The 24,008-nt window shown below is 72.3% G+C and carries 17 protein-coding genes and 4 pseudogenes; 12 read left to right on the forward strand and 9 right to left on the reverse strand.

Going from position 1 to position 24,008, the window contains the following annotated elements; genetic code table 11:
- Positions 1 to 669: 669 nt before the first annotated feature.
- Both ACZ52R_RS39770 and ACZ52R_RS39775 read left to right on the forward strand, forming a co-directional pair.
- Positions 670 to 960, forward strand: a complete 291-nt coding sequence (locus ACZ52R_RS39770) for a transposase (protein WP_465624472.1) — start codon at positions 670 to 672, stop codon at positions 958 to 960.
- Between the two features lie 97 nt (positions 961 to 1,057).
- Positions 1,058 to 2,185, forward strand: coding sequence for an FAD-dependent oxidoreductase (locus tag ACZ52R_RS39775; protein ID WP_465624470.1), 1,128 nt, complete (start codon positions 1,058 to 1,060; stop codon positions 2,183 to 2,185).
- Between the two features lie 894 nt (positions 2,186 to 3,079).
- Here ACZ52R_RS39775 and ACZ52R_RS39780 read toward each other — a convergent pair.
- Positions 3,080 to 3,187, reverse strand: a pseudogene (locus tag ACZ52R_RS39780) (IS5 family transposase); the annotation flags it as partial.
- A gap of 408 nt (positions 3,188 to 3,595) precedes the next feature.
- Here ACZ52R_RS39780 and ACZ52R_RS39785 point away from each other — a divergent pair.
- The 8 genes and pseudogenes from ACZ52R_RS39785 to ACZ52R_RS39820 all read left to right on the forward strand — a co-directional run bounded on the left by ACZ52R_RS39785 (position 3,596) and on the right by ACZ52R_RS39820 (position 10,199).
- A complete protein-coding gene (locus ACZ52R_RS39785; protein ID WP_465624468.1) occupies positions 3,596 to 4,396 on the forward strand; it encodes a maleylpyruvate isomerase family mycothiol-dependent enzyme in 801 nt (266 codons plus the stop codon).
- 432 nt (positions 4,397 to 4,828) lie between these two features.
- On the forward strand, positions 4,829 to 5,101 hold the full coding sequence (locus ACZ52R_RS39790) for a transposase (RefSeq protein WP_465664919.1): 273 nt from the start codon (positions 4,829 to 4,831) through the stop codon (positions 5,099 to 5,101).
- The gene (locus ACZ52R_RS39795; RefSeq protein WP_465755234.1) at positions 5,055 to 5,516 is read left to right on the forward strand and encodes a transposase; all 462 of its coding nucleotides are present in this window, start codon (positions 5,055 to 5,057) and stop codon (positions 5,514 to 5,516) included. Before ACZ52R_RS39790 ends, ACZ52R_RS39795 begins: the two co-directional genes overlap by 47 nt.
- A 187-nt stretch (positions 5,517 to 5,703) precedes the next feature.
- Entirely contained in the window at positions 5,704 to 6,387 is a 684-nt protein-coding gene (locus ACZ52R_RS39800; protein WP_465664920.1) for a hypothetical protein, read from the forward strand.
- Positions 6,388 to 6,921: 534 nt separating this feature from the next.
- The gene (locus tag ACZ52R_RS39805) at positions 6,922 to 7,617 is read left to right on the forward strand and encodes a hypothetical protein (protein ID WP_465755235.1); all 696 of its coding nucleotides are present in this window, start codon (positions 6,922 to 6,924) and stop codon (positions 7,615 to 7,617) included.
- A 186-nt stretch (positions 7,618 to 7,803) separates the two neighbouring features.
- Positions 7,804 to 7,926 (forward strand): annotated as a pseudogene (locus ACZ52R_RS39810) (IPT/TIG domain-containing protein); the annotation flags it as partial.
- 362 nt (positions 7,927 to 8,288) lie between these two features.
- A complete protein-coding gene (locus ACZ52R_RS39815) occupies positions 8,289 to 8,552 on the forward strand; it encodes a hypothetical protein (protein WP_465755236.1) in 264 nt (87 codons plus the stop codon).
- A gap of 165 nt (positions 8,553 to 8,717) precedes the next feature.
- Positions 8,718 to 10,199, forward strand: a complete 1,482-nt coding sequence (locus ACZ52R_RS39820) for a beta strand repeat-containing protein (protein WP_465755237.1) — start codon at positions 8,718 to 8,720, stop codon at positions 10,197 to 10,199.
- 22 nt (positions 10,200 to 10,221) lie between these two features.
- Here ACZ52R_RS39820 and ACZ52R_RS39825 read toward each other — a convergent pair.
- The 4 genes and pseudogenes from ACZ52R_RS39825 to ACZ52R_RS39840 all read right to left on the reverse strand — a co-directional run.
- Positions 10,222 to 10,611, reverse strand: a pseudogene (locus tag ACZ52R_RS39825) (ATP-binding protein); the annotation flags it as partial.
- Between the two features lie 105 nt (positions 10,612 to 10,716).
- Complete coding sequence (locus tag ACZ52R_RS39830; RefSeq protein ID WP_465755238.1) at positions 10,717 to 11,670, reverse strand: ATP-dependent DNA ligase; 954 nt, start codon at positions 11,668 to 11,670, stop codon at positions 10,717 to 10,719.
- Positions 11,671 to 11,750: 80 nt separating this feature from the next.
- On the reverse strand, positions 11,751 to 11,936 hold the full coding sequence (locus ACZ52R_RS39835) for a hypothetical protein (protein WP_465624452.1): 186 nt from the start codon (positions 11,934 to 11,936) through the stop codon (positions 11,751 to 11,753).
- 578 nt (positions 11,937 to 12,514) lie between these two features.
- Positions 12,515 to 12,967, reverse strand: coding sequence for a hypothetical protein (locus ACZ52R_RS39840; RefSeq protein ID WP_465624448.1), 453 nt, complete (start codon positions 12,965 to 12,967; stop codon positions 12,515 to 12,517).
- A gap of 727 nt (positions 12,968 to 13,694) precedes the next feature.
- Between ACZ52R_RS39840 and ACZ52R_RS39845 the strand changes: the two genes are divergently transcribed.
- Entirely contained in the window at positions 13,695 to 14,603 is a 909-nt protein-coding gene (locus ACZ52R_RS39845; protein ID WP_465755239.1) for a Vgb family protein, read from the forward strand.
- 221 nt (positions 14,604 to 14,824) lie between these two features.
- Here ACZ52R_RS39845 and ACZ52R_RS39850 read toward each other — a convergent pair.
- Positions 14,825 to 15,109, reverse strand: a pseudogene (locus ACZ52R_RS39850) (transposase); the annotation flags it as partial.
- A gap of 118 nt (positions 15,110 to 15,227) precedes the next feature.
- Between ACZ52R_RS39850 and dpgD the strand changes: the two are divergent.
- A complete protein-coding gene (gene dpgD, locus ACZ52R_RS39855) occupies positions 15,228 to 16,049 on the forward strand; it encodes an enoyl-CoA-hydratase DpgD (RefSeq protein ID WP_465755240.1) in 822 nt (273 codons plus the stop codon).
- Positions 16,050 to 16,162: 113 nt separating this feature from the next.
- Here dpgD and ACZ52R_RS39860 read toward each other — a convergent pair whose 3' ends face one another.
- The 3 genes from ACZ52R_RS39860 to ACZ52R_RS39870 form a co-directional block, all read right to left on the reverse strand.
- Positions 16,163 to 21,112 carry an amino acid adenylation domain-containing protein gene (locus tag ACZ52R_RS39860; RefSeq protein WP_465624440.1) on the reverse strand — a complete coding sequence of 1,650 codons (4,950 nt, stop codon included), beginning with the start codon at positions 21,110 to 21,112 and terminating at the stop codon, positions 16,163 to 16,165.
- A gap of 335 nt (positions 21,113 to 21,447) precedes the next feature.
- On the reverse strand, positions 21,448 to 23,478 hold the full coding sequence (locus tag ACZ52R_RS39865) for an ABC transporter ATP-binding protein (RefSeq protein ID WP_465755241.1): 2,031 nt from the start codon (positions 23,476 to 23,478) through the stop codon (positions 21,448 to 21,450).
- Positions 23,475 to 23,702 (reverse strand): MbtH family protein, encoded by a 228-nt coding sequence (locus tag ACZ52R_RS39870; RefSeq protein ID WP_360509477.1) that lies wholly within the window; start codon positions 23,700 to 23,702, stop codon positions 23,475 to 23,477. The genes ACZ52R_RS39865 and ACZ52R_RS39870 overlap by 4 nt, the downstream gene beginning before the upstream one ends.
- Positions 23,703 to 24,008 lie beyond the last annotated feature (306 nt).

A 24,008-nucleotide genomic window follows, 5' to 3' on the forward strand; every position in this document is an offset into this window, starting at 1 on the left:
CCATCCGCATATCGCATGCGAGACGGTCTACAGCGGCAGGTGACCATCCGTCAGTAAAACGGCAGATCCATCACCCCAAAGAGCAGATGTCAGTAACGGCACGCCACTTCACCCAGCGTCGTGAGGCCGCTCTGCATCGGGGTTTCCGGTGCTGGTGTCGTTCCTGCTGGTCTCATGACTTTTACGATGCCAGCACCGTTCCCAAGAAGGTTGCCCAGGGGCGGTCCGCTCGGTGCTCACCCGCGTGTTCAACTGAACCCGAAGGCCGATCGCACGAAAACACGGCGGTCCATCCCCGGGTTCCGGCTGAGAACCCTTCAGTTTCCATGAACCCGCGGGCCTCAGGGGGGTCCCGGGAAGATGAGGTGCGCCTGCGGAACCAGGTGGCCATCCTCGACGCGTGCGCCGACGAGCTGGAGCCGGGCTGGCCCTGTTCGCGGTGCGGCGAGACCACGGTGCACCTCCGGGACGATCCGCCCGGACGGGACTGGTGCACGTTCCGTGATCGGGAGCCGCCAGAAGAGGGCTGACCGGTCGGATCTCGTCCCGTCGCCGCCGTGGGGCCGGGACGCCGTCGTCGCCCGCTGTCAGGTGGCCCGCTGCTTCTCCACCGGGTCGTCGAGGTGGTGGAGTCGGCTGCGGGCGAAGACGCGGCCCTCGCCGGACAGCGTGGCCCCGTACTCGTCGGCCCACACCGAGTGGGAGGCCTGCCGCTCGGCTTCTTTGCCGGACCGGACGCCGAAGCGGGGCGGGCGGTGGCGCGATCACCGGGAGGTGATCGACGCGATCGCGTGGACGTTCCAGACAGGCTCGCAGTGGGTGTACCTGCCTGCCGAGTACGGCTCGTGGAAGGGCGTCTACACCCGGTTGCGGAACTGGGCGATCGACGGGCCACCCGGGCGCTGTCAGGGGGTGTCAGCGGGGTGGCGGCAGGGTGTCAGCCGGTTGCCGGGGCTGTGAGCACGCTGCCGGTGAGGTGTCAGCACGGCCCCGGAACCTTGGTCGCAGAGCCTGCCGGGCATCCTCCCGGCAGGCCGCGACCAGCCAAGGAGCCATCATGACCACTGACGTCACGATCATCGGCGCCGGACTCGGCGGCCTCACCCTCGCCCGGGTCCTGCACGTCCACGGCATCACCTCCACCGTCTACGAGGCCGACGCCTCGCCGACCGCGCGCCCGCAGGGCGGCCTCCTCGACATCCACGACTACAACGGCCGGATCGCCCTGCGCGCCGCCGGCCTCGACGACGAGTTCCGCACCCTCGTCCTCCACGGCCGCCAGGCCATGCGCATCCTGGACCGGAACGCGAACGTGCGCTACGAACAGGACGACGACGGCACCGGCGGACGCCCCGAGGTCCAGCGCGGCGACCTGCGCCGGATGCTCCTCGACTCGCTGCCGCAGGGCACCGTCCGCTGGGGTCACAAGGTCAGCGGCGTCCGCCCCCTGGGCGCGGGCCGCCACGAGGTGAGCTTCACCGACCACCCGCCCGTCACCGCCGCGGTGCTCGTCGGCGCGGACGGCGCCTGGTCCCGGGTCCGGCCGCTGCTCTCCTCCGCCGTGCCCCGGTACAGCGGCATGTCCTTCGTCGAGACCTACCTGTACGACGCGGACAGCCGCCACCCCGCGGCCGCCGAACTGGTCGGCGGCGGAGGGATGTTCGCCATCGACCCCGGCGAGAGGCAGCTCGGTGCGCACCGCGAGAAGGGCTCCACCCTGCACACCTACGTCGCGCTGCGCAAGCCGCGCGAATGGTTCGACGCCATCGACTTCGCCGACCCCGCCACGGCCACCGCCGGCATCCTGCGCGAGTTCGACGGCTGGGCCCCGGACCTCACCGCGCTGATCACCGCGAGTGACACTCCGCCGCTCTTCCGCCCCCTCTACACCCTGCCGATCCCCCACCGCTGGGAGCCCGTGTCCGGCGCCACCCTGGTCGGCGACGCCGCCCACCTCTCCCCGCCCGACGGCGAGGGCGCCAACCTCGCCATGCTCGACGGGGCCGAACTCGCCGAAGCCCTCGCCGCGCACCCCGACGACCCGGACGCGGCGATCGCCGCCCACGAACGCGCCATGTTCCTCCGCTCGGCCACCCACGGCCCCACCACCGAGGGTGAGACCACCGACAACCCCGCGCTCCAGGACGTCATCGACTTCTTCACCTACACCCCGCAGACCGCCTAGGGCGGGTGTCCGAGGGCAGTACGGCCGGTGCCTGGTCCAGCGCGCCGGCCGGGGCGTCGCCGCCGCCGCCCTGCGAACCCTGTGCCGCTGAACGGCGCCGTCGGCCGGTGGTGGTGGCTCCGTCCCGCGGTCCCGCCGTCCCGGCCGGGTTCTGGTTCCGGCCGGCTGCTGGTACCGGTGCTCCCGGTGGTGCTCCCTGTGGTGCTCGCCGGTCCTGCTGCGCCGCCGGCCCGCCAAGTGCCCTGCTGCTCCTGCCGGCCCGGCTGCCGGCCAGCCGGCCGCCCCCTGCTGCCTGGCGCCGTCCCCGTCCCCGCCCCCGGCCGTGGTCTGCCAGCCTGCCGCTGCCGCGCCGGTTGGTGTTGCCTGCCCCGACCAAGCGCGAGCAGGTGGCCGCCCTGGTCTCCGCCTCGGACGATCCGTGGTGGGAGGGGCGCTCCCAGTGTTGGTTGTGATGGAGGTTCAGACGGACCCGCCGTTGTCGCTGGTGGTGTTCCAGGCGGCGTGGTAAGCCGTGAGGGCTTCGCGTAGGCGCTGGGCCGGCGGGGGTGTGGGGAGGCGGATGCGGCGGTGGGTGAGGTGGGCGGTGTCCCGGCGGGCATGGGGGAGTACCACGGTGTTGCGGTGGTCGATGGCGGTGATCAGGCGTTGGAGGACGTGGTCGGCGGCGGGGGAGAAGCCGGCCGTGCCGCGCGTGACGAGAGCGCGCGCGGCGGCGAGGAGTTCGGCCTGGGCGGCGGTGAACGTCTCCTCCGTGCGGGCGTGCGGTGTCGGTGTGCCGACGGCCGGGGTCTGGTCCGCCGGGTCGGGCGGTGTCTCGCGTGCCGTGGTCCGTGCGGTTCGGCGGCGGGAGGGGAGGAGTTCGTCGTGGGCGGCCCTGCCGGCGAGTCCCAGTGAGGTCTTCTGCCGCTCGACACGCCAAGCGGTCAGGATCGGCTCCACCAGGGCCCAGCGGGCGTCGGACAGGTCACTTGGATAGGCTCTGCGCTGCGGCTTGCTCGTCATAACTCAACTGGTACACCTGGGAGTTGAATCATCCCATCACTCACAGGAGTGAATCAGCTGTGTGGCATACGAGACATTTTACTTGAGGAGTGCTGGTCGAACGGGAGTCACCTGAACTCCCGACCCGACCGGTCCTCCTCCGCCGTCGTGACCTCCGCGTCCATCACATCGAGCGGCAGCATGACCGCACGCACCGGGTGGACGTCACGTCGCCGAGGCACCCGGCCGCACGGCGAGGCCAGAGCACCCACAGGCGCGACGCCTGGCGTACGGCCACCACCAGCGTCCTCGCAGCAGTGCGCAGCTTGTCACCCGAGCGGTGGGAGGCGAGGACGTCCGCAATGGCCAACCGGCGGCGACTGTGAAAATCGCTGTCCGACCACCGGAGCATGGTGATAGATATCCGGCGTGGAAAAGAATCTTGAGTTCCCCGACCTGTTGCGACTGATCGATGAACGGTCGACCGCCTTCCGTGCCGTGGTCGCCGCCGCGCCCGGTCTCGACGCACAGGTGCCGACCTGCCCTGGGTGGACGCTGTTCGATCTGGTGAAGCACCTGGGCGGGGGAGACCGCTTCTGGGCCGCCATCGTCGGCGCGGGGCCCGCCGACGCGCCCCCGGCCGAGGCCGTCGCCGCGCGCGCCGCGCTGGAAGTGCCGCAGGAGCGTGAGGCCCTGCTGGCCTGGCTGGACGCGTCGACGCAGCTTCTGCTGGGCGCCCTGCGCGAGGCAGGGCCGGAGAGCGGTTGCTGGACGTGGTGGCCCGCGTCCCAGTCACCGCAAACCTCCGGCGGCACCGCCCGGCACCGGGTCCAGGAGACTGCGGTGCACACCTACGACGCCCAGCTCGCCGGGGGCGCCCCGCAGCCGCTGCCGGTCGAGCTGGCACTCGACGGTGTGGAGGAGTTCCTGTTCACCGTCTGCGCAACGCCGAGTGCCTGGCCGCACAAGCCCACGGCCTTCGACTTCCACGCCGCCGAGGGCCGCTCCTGGCGCCTCACCGTCGACGGCGACGGCGCACGCGTCACCCGCATCCCCGCGCCCACCGCCGCGACCGGCGAGGACACGGACGCAGCCGGCGCCTCCGTCCACGGCACGGCCAGTGAGTTGGTCCTCTACCTGTACGACCGGATCCAGGCCGACTCCTTGCACGTTGACGGAGACGCAGGGCTGCTCGACCTGCTCCGCGCCTGGGAGCCGGAGGAGAAGTAGGACACAGCGGGGGCGGTTGGCCGCGCCTCGAGCCGGTAAGACACGACTCTTCGCCAGGTTCGTCAGTCGCGGCCCCGGGCTCAAACCCGCGAGGCGGCCTCGGGGCGTCACCAAGCCGACCGTCTACCTGGATGGCAGTGCGAATTCGTCCGTCCCAGCGATCACGAGAAGCGACGCGACTGCCGTCCTCCCGATCTCGTCGAGAAGTCAGTCGATCGGGTGACTGCGGCGGCTGCCGTGCATGAGAGCAGGGCCTCTTGGTAGCTCGAAGGGCATCGAAGCCAACGTGCGGTCCAGGAGGCCCTGTTGTCGCATTTCTACGGCAACGCGGGAGTGGGGTCCACTTCGGCCACTCGCGCGTGTGACTGTCTGGCTCACAGGTTCGGGAACGCCAGAGACCACGGGGCGCGCGAGCGTCGGTATCCCACCGACATGTCGGACGCCGAGTGGGCGGTGGTCCGGCCACTGTTGCCGGTGCCGGGCTGGCTGCGGGGCCGGGGCGGGCAACCGGAGGCTTATTGCCACCGCGCGATGCTGGACGCGATCCGCTACCTGGTCGACAACGGCACGAAGTGGCGGGCCCTACCTGCCGACTTCCCACCGTGGGACCCGCCTGGTCCGCGAGCGGGCCGGGCGGGACTCGGAGCCGGGCGCGGGCGTGATCGACTCGCAGTCGGTCAGAGCGGACGCGGTCGTCGGCTCTGACAGCCGCGGCTTCGACGGTGGCAAGCTGATCAACGGGCACAAGCGGCACGTCGTGGTCGACACCCTTGGCCTGCCGCTCGCGGTGATGGTCACCGCAGCGGATGTGGGCGACCGCGCCGCGGCCCAGGTCCTGCTCACCCAGGTCACTGCCGCGCACAACCTGCTGGCCCTGGTCCGGGCCGACGGCGGATACACCGGCAGCCTCGTCGAGTACTGCCTCGCGGCCCTCGCCCTGGGCCTCGCCATCGTCAAACGCAGCGACGCATCGACCACCACCAGGCGGCCGACGCCATCACGTTCGATGACCCCGCCCGCTACGCCGCCGCTTCCTCAGCCGGCTGCGGGCGATGACCCGGTCCTCACCGGACAGCTCGGCCCAGAACTCGTCCCCCCACACCACATGAGAGGCCCGTAAGGGCGGGAAGCTGACCGAGCAGCAGACCGCGCTCCTGGACGCGCTCCACCGGCACGCCGAGACCGTCGCCGGCTGACCCGCCCGTACGCCTCGCCATCCCGGCCCACCCCGCCCGGGACGGCCCACCCCGTTCCCGACTCCCGGAGGCACCGCGCGATGACCGACACCACCCCCCGACCCCGCCGACGTGCGCGCGGCTGGGGCGGGCCGCCTCCGTAGCCGGCCCGCCCCCGCTGGCCGGGATCTGGGCCGCCCGGTCCTGGACTCGCCGCTGGCGCGCGGCTCGATGTGGCTGCGCTGGACCGGTGACGACGGCATCCGCACCCCGCACCAGGGCGCCGGTCTGGCCCGCGGCTGGACGGAGAGGGACGTTGACGCCCTGGACGGCTGGGTGGCCCTGGTGGAGGGCCGGATCGTGATCGAGGCCGGCCCCGACGGCCAACCCGTCGTGCACGCCGAGGCCGGGTCGACGCTGCACGCCGCCCTGGCCCAGCACCCCGCCGACGACGACCAGGCCGACGACATCGAGCCCGATGCCCAGGAGCACCCGCTGCTCGGCGACGTCCGCATCCGGGTTCGCCGCCGGGCGGCCGGGAAGACCCTGGACACCAGCGAGCAGGCCCTGCACCAGGCCCGGTTCGGGGAGCGGTGCGCCGACCGGCATGCCGACGTCGGCCACGAATCCAGCGCCGCCACCGCGGCCGCCGCCCTGGCCGAATGGCAGCGCGTGCGCGACCACACCGCCGGCACCGGGGCCCGACGCCCACACGCCGCACTGTCGTCCAGCCGTCGCAGGTACGGGTCCGACGGTTCCGGTGCCGTGAACGGATGTGCCCGCGATCGACCTTTGTCGAGCCGGCAGCGGGGCTGACCCTCCGTCACGGTCGGCGGAGCCAGGGCCTGCAGAGCGCACTGCAGGAGCTCGCCCTGGCCCTGGCGGGGCGGCCCGGGTCACACCTGGCCGGGACCTTCGCGGTCCCGGTAAGCCGCTCCACGCTCCTGCGGCCATGCCGCTGGAGGCGGCCGAGTGCCCCGATGCCATGCGATGCCGCGACCGCTTCGGCGGAGTCGGTCCCCGCGCCACAGCAGCCACATCATGTTCTGACGCAGCGGTTAGCTCATCCCTTCTCCGCACCGCCCGTAACGACACACGCGATGTGCTCCGCTGAATGGGTGAACTACCGGTCAACCCTCTTGTCTGCACGGAAGCTCAGATGACTTACTCGTAGCGTCCGATCAGGTGGGCCGCCCATCCCTCCGTTGGGGAAGGCCGCCCATGCAGGTTGGTGGTGTGGGTGCCTGCCGCACGTCCGCGAGGGCGCCCATCGGAGGAGGCTGTTGGCCGGGGTGCTCGTTCGGTGCACACTGGCTGACGAGGGTGGCTCATACGTCCGAGGAGGCGTTCTTGCGAGCCATCACCATGCTTCGAGCGCTGTTCGGGACCGGCGCTGTCGGTGCGCTCGTGTTCACCGCCCCGGCGGCACACGCGCAGACCGCACGTCCGGCGCTGGCGGTGATCGTGCCGTGCAGCGAAGCCGCGTTGGTGAGCGCCCTCAATGCGGCCAACGCCGCCGGAGGCGGGGACCTGAGCCTGGCACCGTTTTGCACCTACACCCTTACCAGCGCCCACAGTTCGGGGGGCGCCGGTGGACCGGCGGGGCTGCCGAACATCACCACGCCGATCACCATGACCGGGCTGGCCACCGAGATCTCCCGTGCGTCGGGAGCGCCCGCGTTTCGCATCATCGAGGTGGACGGGCCCTCGCATCTGCCCGCCGACAACGGTCAGCTCAGCTTGACCGCGGTCGCCATCAATAACGGTGACGCCGGTTTCGGGGTGGGCGGCGGCATCGCCAACCTCGGCGGGTCGGTCGCCGTGACCGGCGGGGGTGTCAGCAACAGCCGCGCCTCGTTCGGCGGCGGCATCTACACCGACACCGCGCTGACGATGACTGCCAGCAGCGTCACCGGCAACACCGCCACGGTCGACGGCGGCGGTATCTACAAGAACGCCGGCTCCGCCACGCTGCCCGTCACCAACGTCTCCGGCAACACCCCGGACAACTGCGCCGCCACCCCGCCCCTGACCGCGCCCTGCTGAGGCCGGCGGGCGGCCCACGGCGCCCAACTCGACCACAGAGCCGCAGGTTGACGGCGAAAGCACCACATCGCCGTGCTCACGCCCCAGGCGCTGTGGCACCCAACCGATCAGCATCAGCGAAGGAGATCCGCCATGGCACCCTCCATCAGCTCCATCTCGCCCACCTCGGGCCACTCGGGTCAGACGATGACCATCACCGGCACCGGTCTGGGGAGCTTGAGCACCACCAAGGTGAACTTCGGCACCAGGACGGTCACGCCCACCGCCGCCAGCAGCACCTCCGTCACCCTCATCATCCCGTCGGGGTGCTCCGGTCAGGCCAACGTCATCGCGACCGTCTCCGGGGTCAACAGCAACAGCAGCGCCTTCTTCTACGTCGCCGCCCCGACGGTCACGTCGCTGACCCCCAGCATCGGCCCTGCCGCACCCGGCGCCATCGACGTCTTCGGCACCGGTTTCGCGACCGCGACCTTGGTGGCCTTCGGCACGGTCGGCACCGCTGTCCCCACCGTTCTGTCGGACAGCCACCTGACCGTCACCCCTCGGGTCACGGCGCCTTCACCGACTGCACCGACTCGGCGGATGCGACCGTCACCGCCACTGGCGGCACCAGCTCCCCGATCGGGGCGGCCGGTCAGTTCACCTACTACAAGCTGCCGGCGGTCACCGGCGTGACGCCCGGCACGGGGCCGGCGGGCACCGCCGGGGTCATCGTCGCCGGCACCTGCTTCGTCGACGTCAGCTCCGTGACGTTCACCCCGGTCGGCGGTGGCGCGGCCGTGCCGGCCGACAACGTCAGCGTCTCCGCTGTGGGCACGCTCACCCTCGACGTCCCCGCCAGCCTGGCGGTGGGTACCACCTACGACATTCAGGTCACCACGCCCGGAGGCACCAGCCCGGCCGTCGCCGCTGACCAGTTCGCCGTCACCGTCTGAGCCCCGAGCCCCGAGCCCGGAGCCTGGACACCGGAGCGGGCGCGCGGCCCTCCCGTCACCGCCTCCATCGGCGCGGATCCGACGGGCCGCGACCGCGGACCCACTGTGCCCTGGCCCGCCTACGGCGGCCAGGGCACCCTCATCAGCGATGCAAAGGAGCACCCGATGGCTCCGGTCATCAGCGGTATCAACCCCAACCACGGGCCAGCCGCAGGGGGTACGGCCGTCACGATCAGCGGCAGCGGCTTCACCGGCGCGACCTCGGTGAAGTTCGGAACCGCGCCGGTGCCATCCTTCACACTGGTCAGCGACAGCCAGATCCTCACCACCGCTCCTGCGGGCACCGGTTCGGCCGCGGTCACCGTCACCATGCCGCTCGGCACGAGCAACGGCGTCACCTACACCTACGGTGCCGGGCCGGTGATCACCGGTCTGAGCCCGGCCTCGGGTGCGGCCGGCACCTCGGTGATCATCAGCGGCTCGGGGTTCACCGGTGCGTCGTCCGTGCACTTCGGAACCGCCTCGGCGACGTTCGCGGTGCTGAGCGATGCGCAGATCCAGGCCACGGTTCCCGCGGGTTCCGGCACCCTCCAGGTCACGGTCACCACACCGGCGGGCACCAGCAACAGTGCGGCCTTCACCTACACCGCCACACCCGCGATCACCGCGGTGAGCCCGGCCTCCGGGCCAACGGGCGCCGGCAACACGGTGACGATCAACGGCGCCGGGTTCACCGGCGCGACGTCGGTGCACTTCGGCAGCGCCTCGGCACTGTTCACGGTGGTCAACGATGCCCAGATCACGGCGACGGCTCCCGCGGGCACCGGTTCCGTCCCGGTCACCGTCACCACCTCGGCGGGCACCAGCAACAGCGTGGCGTACACCTACGTCAACGCACCCGTGATCACCGGCCTGACCCCGAACCAGGGACCGACCAGCGGCGGGAACACCGTCACCATCTCCGGCACCAACCTGTCGGGCGCGACCTCGGTGCTGTTCGGCACCCACGCCGCCACGATCACCGCCAACACCGGCATCCAGATCACGGTCACGGCACCCGCGGGAGCCGCGCAGTCGGTCAACGTCACGGTCACCACCTCGGCGGGCACCAGCAACCTTCTGCCCTACTTCTACGTCGCGTCCCCGGACGTCACCGGCCTGATTCCGACCATGGGTCCGAGTGGTGGCGGGAACACCGTCACCCTCTTCGGCTCCGGCCTGGCTCTCACCAGCGCCGTGCACTTCGGCTCCGCCGCGGCCACCAACACCAACGTGGTCTCCGACAGTCAGATCACGGTCACCGCGCCCGCCGGCACGGGGACCGTCCTGGTCACGGCCACCACACCAGGCGGCACCAGCACCATCGGGCTGGGCAACGCCTACTACATCTACGTCGCACCACCGGTCATCACCTCCCTCAGCCCCGCCCAGGGTTCGGTATCCGGCGGGGACGACGTCCTGATCAGGGGAAGCAACCTCACCTACACCGACGCCGCGCTCTTCGGCACCGCCCCGGCGTCCTTCGCCGCCGTCTCCGACACCATGGTCGTGGCCACCTCACCGGCCCATGCCGCCGGCCTGGCCATCGTCACCGTCCACTCCCCGGGCGGCACCAGCAACGGCGCCACCTTCCAATACCAGCCGTAGCCCACTCCGAACACCAGCGTCACTTGACTCGGAAGCCGGCCATGGCGGCGGCGGAGCCAAGGGCGATCAGCAGGTGCGACTTTCCGGTCCCGGAGTCCCCGATCAGGCAGAGAGGCTCGCCTTTGCGGATCCATTCGCAGCTGGCGAGGTTGTCGATCTGGGCCTGGTTGATGTTCGGGTTGGCAGAGTAGTCAAAGTCGGACAACCACTTCGGCTGGGGGAAGCCGGCCATCTGCAGGCGCCTCTCGGATCGGCGGCGGTCCCGCTTATCGCACTCGGTCATCAGCAGCTCGGCCAGCATGCCGCGGTAGGTGAGCTGATCGCGTTCAGCTCGTCGGATGATCTCCTGGTAGTGCGCGAGCACGGCCGGGAGCCGCAGGACTCGGCAGGCGGCCGGTGCGGCGGTACCCGCGCAGCCGGGTAGTGCACAGTGACCCCGCTGGGTGCGCTCGGCGGCCTCGCCGGCCCGATCGCATCACCTTCGACCCGCCGAACGGGCCAGGCCGGCTGCCGTAGTTCAGTCGCGGAGCCCGCGCCACACCGGTTGCCGGAGCCGGCCGCTGTCGGTCAGCTCCAGGAACTCGACCTCGGCGTGGAGCTCGGGCCGGACGAACCGGACCTCGGTGCCGCGCGCCAGCCCCAAACCGCCGCCGGCAGTGAAAGGCGACACCGGGACGGCGAGGCGGCGCAGCGCGGCCGCCAGCGCGCGTCTCTCGGGGCCGACCATGCCGCTGCTGACCGAGCCGACGAACAGCAGGCGGTCGTGGGGTGTGGTGGGGACGCCGACCAGGACGGCGCGCACCGAGTCCCCGGTCGGCCCGCCGGGTAGCCAGCCGCCGATCACGACGTCGGCGGTGCGCAGGTGCTTGATCTTGGTCCAGTCCCGGGAGCGGGTGCCGGGTCGGTAGAGGGAGTCGAGCCGCTTGGCGACGACGCCCTCCAGGCGGTGTTCGCGGGTCCACCCGTAGGCTTCGGCGACCGAGTTCCAGACCGGTGGCACCCGCAGGTGCGGCCGCTCCAGCTCCAGGCTCTCCAGCAGCTCGCGCCGGCGCGCGTACGGCTCGCCGAGCAGCGACCGCTCGCCGGTGTGCAGCAAGTCGAACGCGACGTACAGGGCGGGCGGGGCTGCCGCGCCGGCTTGCACCGCGGCCGGGCGGGTGTGGTGGATACGGCCCTGCAGCGCGGCGAACGACGGGACGCCGGTGCGCATCACGACCAGCTCGCCGTCCAGGACCAAGGGGCCCCGGACCTCCGTCAGCGCGTCGGCGACCTCGGGGAACCGTCCGGTGAAGTCCGCCCCGGAGCGGCCCAGCAGCCGCACCGGCGCCGCCTCGGGCACATACGCGACGGCCCGCGCCCCGTCCCACTTCAGCTCCCCGACCCACCCGGAACCGGACGGCAGCGGGCCGGCCGTCGCCAGCATCGGCTCGATGTGGGGCAGCCGCACCCGCGCGGACCCTCGGGCACTCACACCCACCATGGTGCCGCCGGACACCACCCGGAGCGGAACCGGATACGCCCGGCCAGCCGATAACCAGTCATGCCCATCCGTCAGTGCGGACGACGGCCGCTGCGCGGGAGCCTGTGGGTGGGGTCGGCGTTGTGCCAGGCGGTGGTGATCTGCTCGAAGGCGTTCTGGAAAACGAGGTCGCGGTCCTGGCCGAGGAAGAGGGTGATGGCCCCGGTCTGCACGGTGGGCAGGTCGAGGGTGAGGACGGTGAGGTGCCGCAGTCTCACCTGCTGGCGGCTCTCAAGAATTCCCCTATGATCACACTCTGGAGTCACGCCCGCGGGGGCTGCAGCGATCGCGAACGCGGACTTGACCAGCCATTGCTAAAGGAGCGTCCGGCAGGCCGCCGGACGTGCCACATAGCGAGCCGCAGCCGCCGCCCCAGTTCTGAAGGCAGACGCGAGCCCGCTCGCCGCCCGGGCCCGGCGGCAGCCGACGAGCCCACCGACCTCGAACGCCCGATACGCGTCGCCCAGCGGCGCGGCCAGGTCGACCCCCAGGCGCCGGTGCCAGAGCAGGTGCACCGCCTCCGCCCGCGCGACCGCCGGACACCGGATCGACTCCACCAGGAGCCGCGAGCTGATGCAGACCCTCCCGAAGGAGGAGAGCACCCACGAGTACGGGATCCACGGACAGTGGACCCGCCGCCCCGGCGGCCGCTGCTACCCCTGCCACGAGAAGCACCAGGAGCAGCAGGAGGAGGAGTCCGCCGCCGCGCTCAAGTGCTTGGAGGAGGACCGTCCGCAATGGCGAGTTCAGCGCTCCGCGCCGACGCTGAATGTCGGCGCGGAGTCCCGAGGCCGTCTCAGGTGCCGGTGGCCCACAGCGGCTGGTGGCTGGGGCCGTAGATGACGAGGTTGCCGTCCTGTTGGAATACGAGGGTCGCGCCCGAGTTGCCATAGGTGCCCGAGGCCCACAGCGCCGGGCTGCCACCGTACGCGTAGACGACGAGGTTGCCGTCGGGCTGGAACTTGGCGGTCGCGCCGGAGTGGTTCCAGGTGCCCGAGGACCAGATCGGGGTGGCGGTGTTGTTGTAGATGACGAGGTTGCCGTCGTTCTGCATGGCGAGCTCGTAGTTGTTGACGCAGATGGTCTCGCCGGGGGCGGTCCCGAAGCCCCCGTTGAAGGTCCAGTCGTCGTTGGAGTTGGTGTACTGGCACTGGTACGGGAACGGGTATCCGGCGTGCGCCGCGGGCGCGACGGTCATCGCGGCGGCGCTCGCGACGGTCAGGAGGCCCGCGGCCAGGGTCTTACGCATCGGTGGTGATGCGCCTGGTCGACGTCCTGCTCGTCGGTGCCGCGGCCGCCGTCCCGCCGCGCTCCTTCTTCTTCTTCTTCTGCTGCTGCACCAGCAGCGGTACGACGAGGAGCGAGAGGCCAAGGCCCAGGCCCAGCTGGAGGCAGCCCGCGCGGCCAACGCCGCGCTGCTGCGCCCGGCCCGGTCGCTGTGACCTGCACCGGGGAGTGACCGGTGACAGCGAGGCCGGGTGGGGCGTACGGAAGCATGCCACCGGCCTATGTCCCTGTCTTTGCGCGGGCCGCGTGGGTACACGGCGTGAGCTGGCGCGTCGCAACCTGGTGCGCTTCGCGAGCCGCGTTCCACGCTCTCGTGCGTGCAGGAACGATCTTGCATCCTGAGGTCGGGCGCCTCCCGTCGACCTGGCCGTTCGGCCGTCACGCTGTGCTTGTCGATCACGGTCCGGGGCGGGGAGAAGGCCGGTGCCACGGGTTCGGCGCTCCGGCTCCCGCTGTGTCCTTCGGAAAGGGGTCTCATGTCCGACCGTCCAAGCCGTCTCAGGCGGCTTTCTCGTGCGCTCGTCGTCCTGGCCCTGACGGCCGCTGTCGCAGCGCCCGGCACTGTCGCCTTCGGTGACTCCTCGCGCCCGCGTCCCGGGTCCCTGCGCCCGTGGGTGAAGTCCTGCGTCCGGTACCGGGGGCCGGCGGGGCTCATCGGCTGCCTCCGGGGGAGGCACCCCCAACCGAGGATGTCACAGACCCGCCTGACCTCCACCATCAGCGAACTGGCGACACCCACCGCCAATTCGGCCCCGGTCGGCATCACCGCAGGGCCGGACAGCGCCCTGTGGTTCACCGAGAACTCCGCCGACGCGATCGGGCGCGTCACCACGGGCGGCACGTTCACCGAGTACTCGGTGCCCACCACCAACGCGGGCCCGGCCGGGATCGTCACCGGGCCGGACGGCGCGCTGTGGTTCACCGAGTCGAACGTCGACAAGATCGGCCGGATCACCACCGGGGGCACCTTCACCGAGTACGCGCTCCCGACCTCCGGCGCCTACCCGTGGGGCATCACCGTCGGATCGGACGGCGCCCTGTGGTTCGCGGAGCCCGGTGCCGACAACATCGGCCGGATCACCACCGGCGGCACGGTCACCGAATACGCGCTCCCCACCTCCGGCGTCTTCCCGCTGAGCATCACGGCCGGGTCGGACGGCGCCCTGTGGTTCACCGAAGTGCTGTCCGGAAGCATCGGCCAGATCACCACCGGCGGCACGATTACCGAGTACGCGGTCCCCTCACTGGCCTCACTGCCCATCGGCATCACCGCGGGGCCGGACGGCAACCTGTGGTTCACGGACGCCGGAGCAACACAGATCGGACAGGTCACCACGGCGGGCGTGTTCACCGGCTACGACCTGACGGATACCGCCTTCTTCCCGTTCCCGTGGGGCATCACCACCGGACCGGACGGCAACCTGTGGTTCACCGAGAACGCCAGCAACGACATCGGCCAGATCACGACCTCGGGAACGATCACCGAACTGTCGGTCCCGACCTCGGACGCGAGCCCGCTGGAGATCGCCACCGGCTCCGACGGCAACCTCTGGATCACCGAGAACACCCCGAGCCAGATCGCAACGGTAACCCCCTGACGAGACCGACGGTGTGAACGATGGCGCCTCGAACTCGGCCCCGCCCCACATCTCTACCTCGGGCACCTCGAGCGCGGCATCTACCTCGATCGGCTTGTCCAGGCCGGCGAGACCACCGTGCTCGCCAACCCGTTCCCCCTCGACCTCGACCCCGCGGGGCCGGCCCAATAGTCCCAGGCCGGCCGTAAGCGAGCAGGCGTACATGTGACGTGATCCTGGGATCACGTCACATGTACGTGAAGGCAATGCAGGACACCCGGAGCCTGGCCGTCGGGCCAGCGATCTACCAGCCAGGCCCGACCCTCCCCTGCGCTCTTCCCCACCCCAGGACGCCCACCGCCTGCGTTTCCGGCCCCGTTCGGACTCGCCCAGGCTTCCCGCCGCCTCCGCGTTCGCCCGGGCCCGCCGGGGGGCCAGTTCCGCAGCGTGCTCGGCTGCACGCCCAGATCCCGCGCGACATCCGCGGCCGACTTCCCGGTCTCCGTCACGTTCCGCACCGCACCCGCGCGGAACTGCGCGTCCTACGAGCGCCTCTTCCCCGCCATGGCCCTCAACTTCCCCTCTGGTCACAACTCGCGCTACGAGGGGAATGTCACGGCCCGCCTCCCCCGATAGCCTGTCCGCGTGGACCCCTTGCAGGAGGCATCTGCGGCGAACCGGCCCGTGCTCTACGAGCGGGCCGGGCACGTCGCGCGCGTGACGTTGAACCGGCCCCAGGTGCTCAACGCGATGGACCTGCGGATGCACACGGAACTCGGCGAGGTCTGGGACGAGGTCGAGCGCGACGACGAGGTGCGGCTGGTCGTGCTGACCGGCGCGGGCGAACGCGCCTTCTCGGTCGGACAGGACCTCAAGGAGCGGGCGCGGCTCGACCGCGACGGGGCCCCGCCGACGACCTTCGGCTCGAAGGACCTGCCAGGGTGGCCGCGCCTGACCGACCGTTTCTCCCTGTCCAAACCGGTCCTGGCCCGGGTCCGCGGCTACGCCCTCGGCGGCGGCTTCGAACTGGTCCTCGCCTGCGACCTGGTGATCGCCGCGCAGAGCGCCGTCTTCGCCCTGCCCGAAGCCACCCTCGGGCTGGTCCCGGGCGCGGGCGGGGCCTTCCGGCTGGCCCGGCAGATCCCGCTCAAGGCCGCGATGGGGTACCTGCTCACCGGGCGCCGGATGTCGGCGGGCGAGGCGCTGGCCTTCGGGCTGGTCAACGAGGTCGTGCCGGACGAACGGCTGGACGAGTGCGTCGAGCGGTGGACGGCCGACCTGCTGCGCTGCGCGCCGCTGTCGCAGCGCGCCCTGAAGGAGGCCGTGATGCGCTCGGTGGACCTGCCGCTGGAGCAGGCGTTCACCACCCGCTACCGGTGGGAGCAGGCCCGCCGGGCCAGCGAGGACGCCAAGGAGGGGCCGCGCGCCTTCGCGCAGAAACGCGAACCGGTCTGGCGCGGGCGCTGAGACGGCCCCCGGTCGCCGGCGCGCCACCGCGCTGCGCCAAGGCTCTCCCGGCCCGTCGGCGGGCCGGGAGACCCCACGCCGCTTCGCCGCACCGCAGCGTCACCGGGCCCGGGTCAGCCGCCGCCCGCCCCGCCGAAGGCGGACTCGAACTCGTCGATGTCCTCCTGACCCAGCGAGATCAGCGAGAAGTCCGACGGGGTGTGACCCCCGGGGCCCTCGGAGGCGTGCCGGACCAGGCCCTCGAGCACCGCCCGCCAGCGCTCGGCGAGATCGCCTAGCTCAGCCCCGGTGAGCAGCCCGCGGGGTGACTCGAGGACGAAGCACAGCTCCGGTCCCTCGGGCAGGTCCCGCGCCGAGCCGTTGATCTCCAGCACGTGCCGCAGGGGCATCGACGGGTCGACGCCGCCGTCGGGTGCCGGGTGCTCGTCCGCCGGCGTCCACGGGCGCGGGCCGCCGCAGCCGGCCTGCGGGGAACCGTCCACCCCGGACGGCGCCCCGTCGGCGCCCGGGGAGCCCGGCTCCCCGCGCGGGCCGCCGAACCGGCCCAGGTAGTTGAACCCGATCTGCGGTGCCGCGAGGGGCTCGAGCACCGAACGGGTGGCCGGGTTCACGTACCTGAGCAGGCCGTAGCCGAGACCGTCGCCCGGCCCCTGCCGCAGCTGCTCCTTGACCCGCTTGATCAGCCGCGCGGCGTCCGCGCCGCCCGCCCGGACCTCGGCCGTGTCGATCGGACCGGGCTCCAGCCACACCGGGTGGACGGCGGTGAACCAGCCGAGGGTCCGCGTCAGGTCCATGTCCTCGGACAACGGCACCCGGCCGTGCGCCTCCCGGTCGATCAGGAAGCCCTCCGGGGCCCGCCCGCCGCGTGCGCGCAGCCACTCGTCCAGCGCCGCGGTGAGCCCGGACAGCAGCACGTCGTCGATTCCCGCGTGGTAGGCGGCGGGCAGCGCCGCCAGCAGCGATCCCGCCGTCCGCGCCGGAACGGTCAGCTCGGCGCGGGACAGCCCGCCTCCCACGGTGTCGGTCCGCGGGTCGAGCGGCCGGCCGGCGATCGGCGGCTCGACCCGGTCGAGCACCCGCCTCCAGGCAGGCAGTTCGTCCACCGTCTGCTGCGCCCTGGCCCGCTCCGCCAGGGCGCTCGCCCAGCGGCGGAACGAGGTGAGCTCGGGGGCGACTGCCGCCCTCGCCGCGTCCGCGCCCCCCGCGGCCAGGGCCGCGTGGGCGAGGGCCAGGTCGGGCATCAGGATCCGCCAGGAGACGCCGTCGATCACCAGGTGATGGGCCGTCAGCAGCACCAGGGTGCTCTGCGCGGCGCCGCGGTCGATGAGTACGGCCCGCAGCATCACGCCGTCCTGCGGCGCCAGCGCGGCCTCGGCGGCCGCGGCCTGTTCGTCGAGCAGCGCGTCCAGCCGCGTCCCGTCGAGGCCCACCGCCTCCACCCGGGTCACCAGGTCCGCCGCGGGCACCGCCGCGGGCGCGTGCGGCTCGGGGATCACCAGCCGCCCGTCCGCTTCCTCCAGCCGCGCCCGCAGCACGTCGTGCCGGTCGACGACGGCCTGGAGCACGGCGGCCAGCCGGTCGGGCGTCAGACCGGGCGGGGCGGTCAGCACCATCGACTGGCTGCCCGCGCGCGCCGCCGAGCCCGTGCGTGCTGCGATCTCGTGCATCACCGGGGTCAGCGGGACCGGGCCGCAGGGGACCTCCTCGGCGTGCACCGCCTCCGTGTCGTCGATCGACTCGGCCACCCGTGCGAGTTCCGCGGGTGTGCGCAGCTCGAAGATCTGGCGCGGGGTGACCGCCAGGCCGGCCTTGCGGGCCCGCCCCGCCAGCAGCATGGAGGTGATCGAGTCGCCGCCGAGGGCGAAGAAGGAGTCCTCGGCTCCCACCCGTTCAAGGTTCAGCACCTCGGCGAAGAGCCGGCACAGCAGTTCCTCCGTGTCGGTGGCGGCGGCTCGCCCCGCCGCGCTGGCGGAGAAGACGGGCAGCGGCAGGGCGGCCCGGTCGACCTTGCCGTTGGCCGTCACCGGCAGTGCGACGAGCACGGTCACCGAGGCCGGGACCATGTAGTCGGGCAGCTTCCCGGCGAGGTACTCCTCCAGCGCCCGCGGGTCGGGCGAGGCCTGATCGCCGTCGGCCGGCACGACGTACCCGGCCAGCCGCTTGTGGCCGCTCGCGTCCTCGAACGCGACCACGAGCGCCTGGGCGACGTCCGGGTGCGCGGCGAGCACGGCCTCGATCTCGGCCGGCTCGATGCGGAACCCGCGGATCTTGAGCTGTTTGTCGGCGCGGCCGAGGAAGAGCAGCTGCCCCTCACGGGTCCACTGCGCCAGGTCGCCGGTGCGGTACATCCGCGCGCCCTCGGGCTCGCCGTCGGCGGGGAAGGGGCAGGCGACGAAGCGTTCCGCGGTGAGCGCGGCGCGGCCGAGGTAGCCGCGGGCCAGCCCGGCCCCGGCGAGATAGAGCTCGCCCGTCATGCCGACGGGTACGGGCTTGAGGAACGCGTCGAGGACGAACGCCCTGGTGTTGTCCATCGGCCGGCCCAGCGGCACCACGTCGGGCACGGATTCTGCGTCGGTGAAGGGCAGTTGGGTGGCGAAGGCGGTGGACTCGGTCGGGCCGTAGGTGGTGCGTACGACCAGGCCGGGGTGGGAGCGTAGCAGCGTCCGGACGGCGTGCGCGGAGACGATGTCGCCGCCGGTGGAGACCTCGCGCACGCCGTCGAAGATGTGCGGGGCCTGCTCCGCGAGCACCCGGAAGTGCCCGGCCGTGGCGTGCAGGCTGGTCACCTTCTGGGCCGCGATCAGCCGGCCGCGCTCGACCGTGTCGATGTCCCCGGGGGGCACGAGCACCAGCCGGCCGCCGTGCAGCAGCGTCGTCCAGATCTCGTACGTGGAGGCGTCGAAGGCGTGGTTGGCCTGCACCAGCACCCGCTGGAGGGTCTCGCTCGACCAGCACTCGTCGAGGCAGAACGCGAGGACGCTGCCGTAGGTCACCGCGACGCCCTTCGGCAGGCCGGTGGAACCCGAGGTGTAGATGACGTACATGAGGTTCTCCGGCCGCACCCGCACCGGGGGCAGGGCCGCGTCGTCACCGTTCGAGGCGGGGGAGTGCGTACCCGTGCGGGCCGGCTCCAGGCGGAGCACCTCGGCGGGCGCGAACAGCGCGGCGTCGGCCAGGCCCCGCTCGGCGTTCGGCGTGTCGACCAGCACGACGGCCGCACCCGCCTCCGCCGCCACCGCGCCGAGCCGGGTGGCCGGGTGCCTGCCGTCCATCGGCAGGTACGCCGCACCGGCTTTCACCACCGCCAGCAGCGCGGTGATCAGCTCGGGTGAGCGCTCGGCCACCACGCCCACCAGTGTCTCCGGGCCCACGCCGAGCCCGGCCAGCCGGCGCGCCAGCCGGTTCGCCCGCCGGTCCAGTTCGGCGTAGGTCAGCTCGGCGTCCCCGGCCACCACGGCCACGGCCCCGGGGGTGCGGCGCGCCTGCTGCTCGAAGAGCTCGGCGAGCGTCGCACCGGGCAGTTCGCGGCGGGTCCGGTTCCGGGATCCGTTCAGTTCCTGCCGCTCCTCGCCGGTCAGCACGTCGAGCCGGCCCAGGGGCACGTCCGGGTCGTCCGCGACCTGGCGCAGCACCAGGAGCATCCGGTCGACCAGGCCGCGGGCGGTGCGCTCGTCGAACAGGTCGGGCCGGTAGTCCAGTCGGACCTCGATGTCGTCGGTCGGCGTGATCACGATGGTCAACGGGTAGTGGGCGGCCTCCTCGCCGCCGCCGGCCGAGACCCGGATGGCGGCGGGGCCCGGCCGATCGTCCCCGGGCCGCAGACCCGGCGGACCGTCCTGCCCGTCGGCGGGCGGCGGCCCCGGGGGCAGCGGGCCGCCGCCCTGCTCCCCGCTGCTCAGCGCCGTGCCGCCCAGCCCCTCGCCGCAGGGCGGGGGACCGTCGGGCCGCGGCGCCCGGTCCTGTCCGCCGGGCGGCGGCGCCGGGGCCACCATCGGGCCGCGCGGGTAGTTCTGGAAGACCAGCAGGGTGTCGAAGACCGCGCCGGGGCCGCAGGCGCGCTGGATCTCGGGCAGGCTCAGCTGCTGGTGGTCGAGCAGGGCGGCCTGCTGGTCCTGCAGCGCCGCCATGGCCTCGCGGAAGGGCACGGCCGCGTCCAGCGGCACGCGCACCGGCACGGTGTTGATGAACAGCCCGACCATCCGGTCCGCGTGCGGCACCTCGGCGGGGCGGCCGGAGACGGTCGCGCCGAAGACCGGGTCCAGCCGGCCGGACAGCTTGCCCACCAGCAGCGCCCAGGCGACCTGGAAGACCCGATTGAGGGTGACCTCGGCGGCGCGTGCCGTCTCCCGCAGCCGGTCGGCGAGGTCGTCGCCGAGCCGGTCGACCACGTGCCGGAGCACCACCGGCGGGCCGCCGCGGTCGTCGGGGCCCACCAGGGTGGGCTCCTCGGCGCCGGCCAGCATCGCGCGCCACGCCTCGCGCGCGGCGTCGGTGTCCCGGCGCACCAGCCAGGCGAGGTAGTCGCGGTACTGCGGCACCTTCGGGAGCACCGAGGGGTCGCCGCCGTTGCCGTAGACCGCCCACAGCTCGTGGAACAGGACCGGCAGCGACCAGCCGTCCATCAGGATGTGGTGCATCGTCACCACCATCCGGTGCCGGCCGGGGCCCACGCGCAACAGCAGTACCCGCAGCAGCGGCGGCATGCCGAGGTCGAAGCGCCGCGCGTCGACCGCGGCCAGGCGTCCGGCCTCCTGCTCGGCCTGCTCGTCGCCCAGTGCGCCGAGGTCGGCGTACGTCCACGGGATCCGCACGCCCTTGGCGATCACCTGGACGGTGTCGCCGGCCGAACGGGAGCGGAAGCCGGCCCGCAGGCTCGCGTGCCGCTCCAGCATCGCCTGCCAGGACGCCTTGAGCGCCTCGGGCCGCAGATCGCCGTCGAGGTTGAGGATCCGCTGTCCCACGTACACGTCCCGGGGCGCGTCCTGGTCGTACGAGGCGTGGAACAGCAGCCCCTCCTGCAGTGGGGACAGCGGCCACACGTCCTCGACCGTCAACTGGGTCATCTGGCACCTCCGTGGATACCCCCGGCCTCGGCCGGGGAAGGAAACGGACTTCCCGCGTGGCGGGGCAAGAGGCGGCGTTTCGCCGTCAAGGCGGACCGCTGCCCCCACTGCCGTGGTTGCCGTGCGTGATGGGTTGATCACGCCAATTCGGGTGGGAGCCGAGTCCCGGATCGGCCTACCGCCGGGCTGGCGGGAAGTCAGGTCTGTGGAGCTGATGTAGGACCGACGGGCGGTACACCGCCCCTTCGCTGGTAACCCCAGGTCGGCAACCGGCTGTGAAGCAGAAAACCCGACCCGTGAGGGTTGGATCCTCCGGCTTCAGTCGGAGGGGGATGTCAATGTGCTCTCCCTTCGGGTCGGTCGGGGTCCGGTGCGGTCTCGGGCGGCGGCAGCCGGCGCAGGGGCCCTCCGCCGGGCGGCAGCGGGCGAAGGTCGCCGTAGCCGTTCGCCGAGTGCTGCTCGGTTTCCGGGCGCGGCGCGGGCGGCTTGGCGAACTGGGTACGGTAGAGCTCCGCGTACTGGCCGCCGCCGTCGACGAGTTCGGTGTGCCGGCCGCGTTCGACCACGCGCCCACCCTTGAGCACGAGGATCTGGTCGGCTTCGCGGATCGTGGACAGACGGTGGGCGATCACCAGTGCGGTGCGGCCGGCCAGGGCGGTCCACAGCGCCTTCTGCAGTGCCGCCTCGGACTCCGAGTCCAGGTGTGCCGTGGCCTCGTCGAGCACGACCACGGACGGCTTCTTGAGCAGCAGCCGCGCGATCGACAGGCGCTGCTTCTCGCCGCCGGAGAAGCGGTAGCCGCGGTCGCCCACGACGGTGTCCAGGCCGTTGGGGAGCGCGGAGACCATGTCCCAGATCTGCGCGGCCTCGCAGACCTCGACGAGCTCCGCCTCGGTGGCGCCCGGTTTGGCGTAGAGCAGGTTGGCGCGGATGGTGTCGTGGAACATGTGCGCCTCCTGCGTCACCATGCCGACGGTGTCGTGCAGCGAGGCCAGGGACAGGTCGCGCACGTCGTGGCCGCCGATCCGCACGGTGCCCCCGGTGGGCTCGTAGAGCCGCGCCACCAGCTGGCTGACCGTGGTCTTGCCCGCGCCGGAGGGCCCGACGAGCGCGGTCAGCCGGCCCGCCGGGGCGCGGAAGCTCACCCCGCGCAGCGCGTGGGTGTCGCCGGAGCGTTCCGGCGCGGGCAGCGACAGCGTTTCGAGCGAGGCGAGGGAGATCTCTCCCGCCGCGGGATAGCGGAAGGAGACGTCCTCGAACTCGACCTCCGGGGCCCGGGACCGGGCCGCGGCGGGCAGTGTGACCGGGTCGGGCCGTTCCACGATCAGCGGTTTGAGGTCCAGCACCTCGAACAGCCGGTCGAAGGAGACGAGCGCGGTCAGGTAGTTCGACTGCAGGTTGGAGAGCTGGTTGATCGGGCCGAAGAGCCGTGCCAGGAGGGTGGCCAGGGCCACCAGCGAGCCGATCTGCATGGCCCCGTCGACCACCAGCTCGCCGCCGACGCCGTAGACCGCCGCCGTGGCGAGCGACGCCAGCAGCGTCACCGTCACCAGCAGCATGCGCGAGTAGACGGAGGTGACCACGCCGACGTCCCTGACCCGCGCCGCGCTGTCGGCGAACCGCCGGGCCTCGCTCTGCGGCCGGCCGTAGAGCTTGACCAGCAGCGCACCGGCCACGTTGAAGCGCTCCTGCATGAGCGAGCCGAGTTCGGCGTCCAGTTGCATCGACGTGCGCAGGTTGCGCTGCAGCCGGCGCCCGACGACGCGGCCCGGCAGCACGAAGAGGGGCACCGTGACGAGCACGACCAGGCCGACGACCCAGGACAAGTAGAAGATCGTGGCGATCACCAGGCCCAGTACCACCAGACTTGAGAGCACGTTGGACAGCAGCACGGTCACCGCCTGCTGGGCCTCCATCACGTCGGTGTTGAGCCGGCTCACCAGCGAACCGGTCTGCGTCCGGGTGAAGAACGCCAGCGGCTGCCTCTGCACGTGCTCGAAGACCTCGGTGCGCAGGTCGTAGATGAGCCCTTCGCCGATGCGCGCCGAACTGCGGCTCACCAGGAAGCCCACCAGCGCCTGCAGCAGTGCCAGGCCCGCCACCGCGGCGGCGGCGCCCGCCACGACGCCCCGGTCGCGGGGCATGATGCCGTGGTCGATGAGCACCTTGAACAGCAGCGGCGTGGAGACGGTGATGACGGCGTCGAGCACGGTCAGGCTCAGCAGCGCGGCGATCTGCCGACGGTAGGGCCGCAGGTAGGGCCGGATCCGCCGCGAGGTGCCGGGCCTGACGTGCCCCCGGGTCGGCTCCGCGCCGTCGCCGCCGGTGGCCCGTACCGTGATCAGCGGGCCCGGGCCGGCCATCATGTTGCGGCCACCTGGGCGCCGCCCGGCACCGTGACCGGGCCCGGCGGTCGCTGGTCGGTCCAAGCACGGTCGATGTACGCCAGGCACTCGTCGCGAGCGCTCCGGCCGTAGGCGATCCGCCACCCGGTCGGCACCTGCGCGAACGCGGGCCACAGCGAGTACTGGCCCCGCGGATTGATCAGCACGAGGTAGGAGGCGTCCGGGTCGTCGAAGGGGCTGGTCATCTGATACCTCCGTGGATGCCCCCGGCTTTGGCCGGGGGAGGAAACGGACTTCCCGCGTAGCGGGGTAGGAGTCAGCGTTTCGCCGTCAAGGCGGACCGCTGTCCCCGCTCCTCGGGTCACTGTGCGTGATAGTTGATCGCGCCAATTCGGGGTGACAGCCGAGTTCAGGGCCGGCCTCCCGCCGGGCTGGCGGGAAGTCAGGTCTGGGGAGCTGATGTAAGACCGATGGGCGGTACACCGTCCCTTCGCTGGTAGCCCCAGGTCGGCAACCGGCTGTGAAGCAGGAAGCCCGACCCGTGAGGGTTG

This window comes from Kitasatospora sp. NPDC034023 (assembly GCF_055575795.1).

What these genes read in the sequence shown, in the direction of transcription:
- ACZ52R_RS39775 (WP_465624470.1), top strand. Translation starts at nt 1,058, where the DNA reads ATGACCACTGACGTCACGATCATCGGCGCCGGACTCGGCGGCCTCACC.
- ACZ52R_RS39845 (WP_465755239.1), top strand. Translation starts at nt 13,695, where the DNA reads ATGTCACAGACCCGCCTGACCTCCACCATCAGCGAACTGGCGACACCC.
- ACZ52R_RS39860 (WP_465624440.1), bottom strand. Translation starts at nt 21,112, where the DNA reads ATGACCCAGTTGACGGTCGAGGACGTGTGGCCGCTGTCCCCACTGCAG.
- ACZ52R_RS39840 (WP_465624448.1), bottom strand. Translation starts at nt 12,967, where the DNA reads ATGCGTAAGACCCTGGCCGCGGGCCTCCTGACCGTCGCGAGCGCCGCC.
- ACZ52R_RS39820 (WP_465755237.1), top strand. Translation starts at nt 8,718, where the DNA reads ATGGCTCCGGTCATCAGCGGTATCAACCCCAACCACGGGCCAGCCGCA.
- ACZ52R_RS39870 (WP_360509477.1), bottom strand. Translation starts at nt 23,702, where the DNA reads ATGACCAGCCCCTTCGACGACCCGGACGCCTCCTACCTCGTGCTGATC.
- ACZ52R_RS39865 (WP_465755241.1), bottom strand. Translation starts at nt 23,478, where the DNA reads ATGATGGCCGGCCCGGGCCCGCTGATCACGGTACGGGCCACCGGCGGC.
- ACZ52R_RS39790 (WP_465664919.1), top strand. Translation starts at nt 4,829, where the DNA reads ATGTCGGACGCCGAGTGGGCGGTGGTCCGGCCACTGTTGCCGGTGCCG.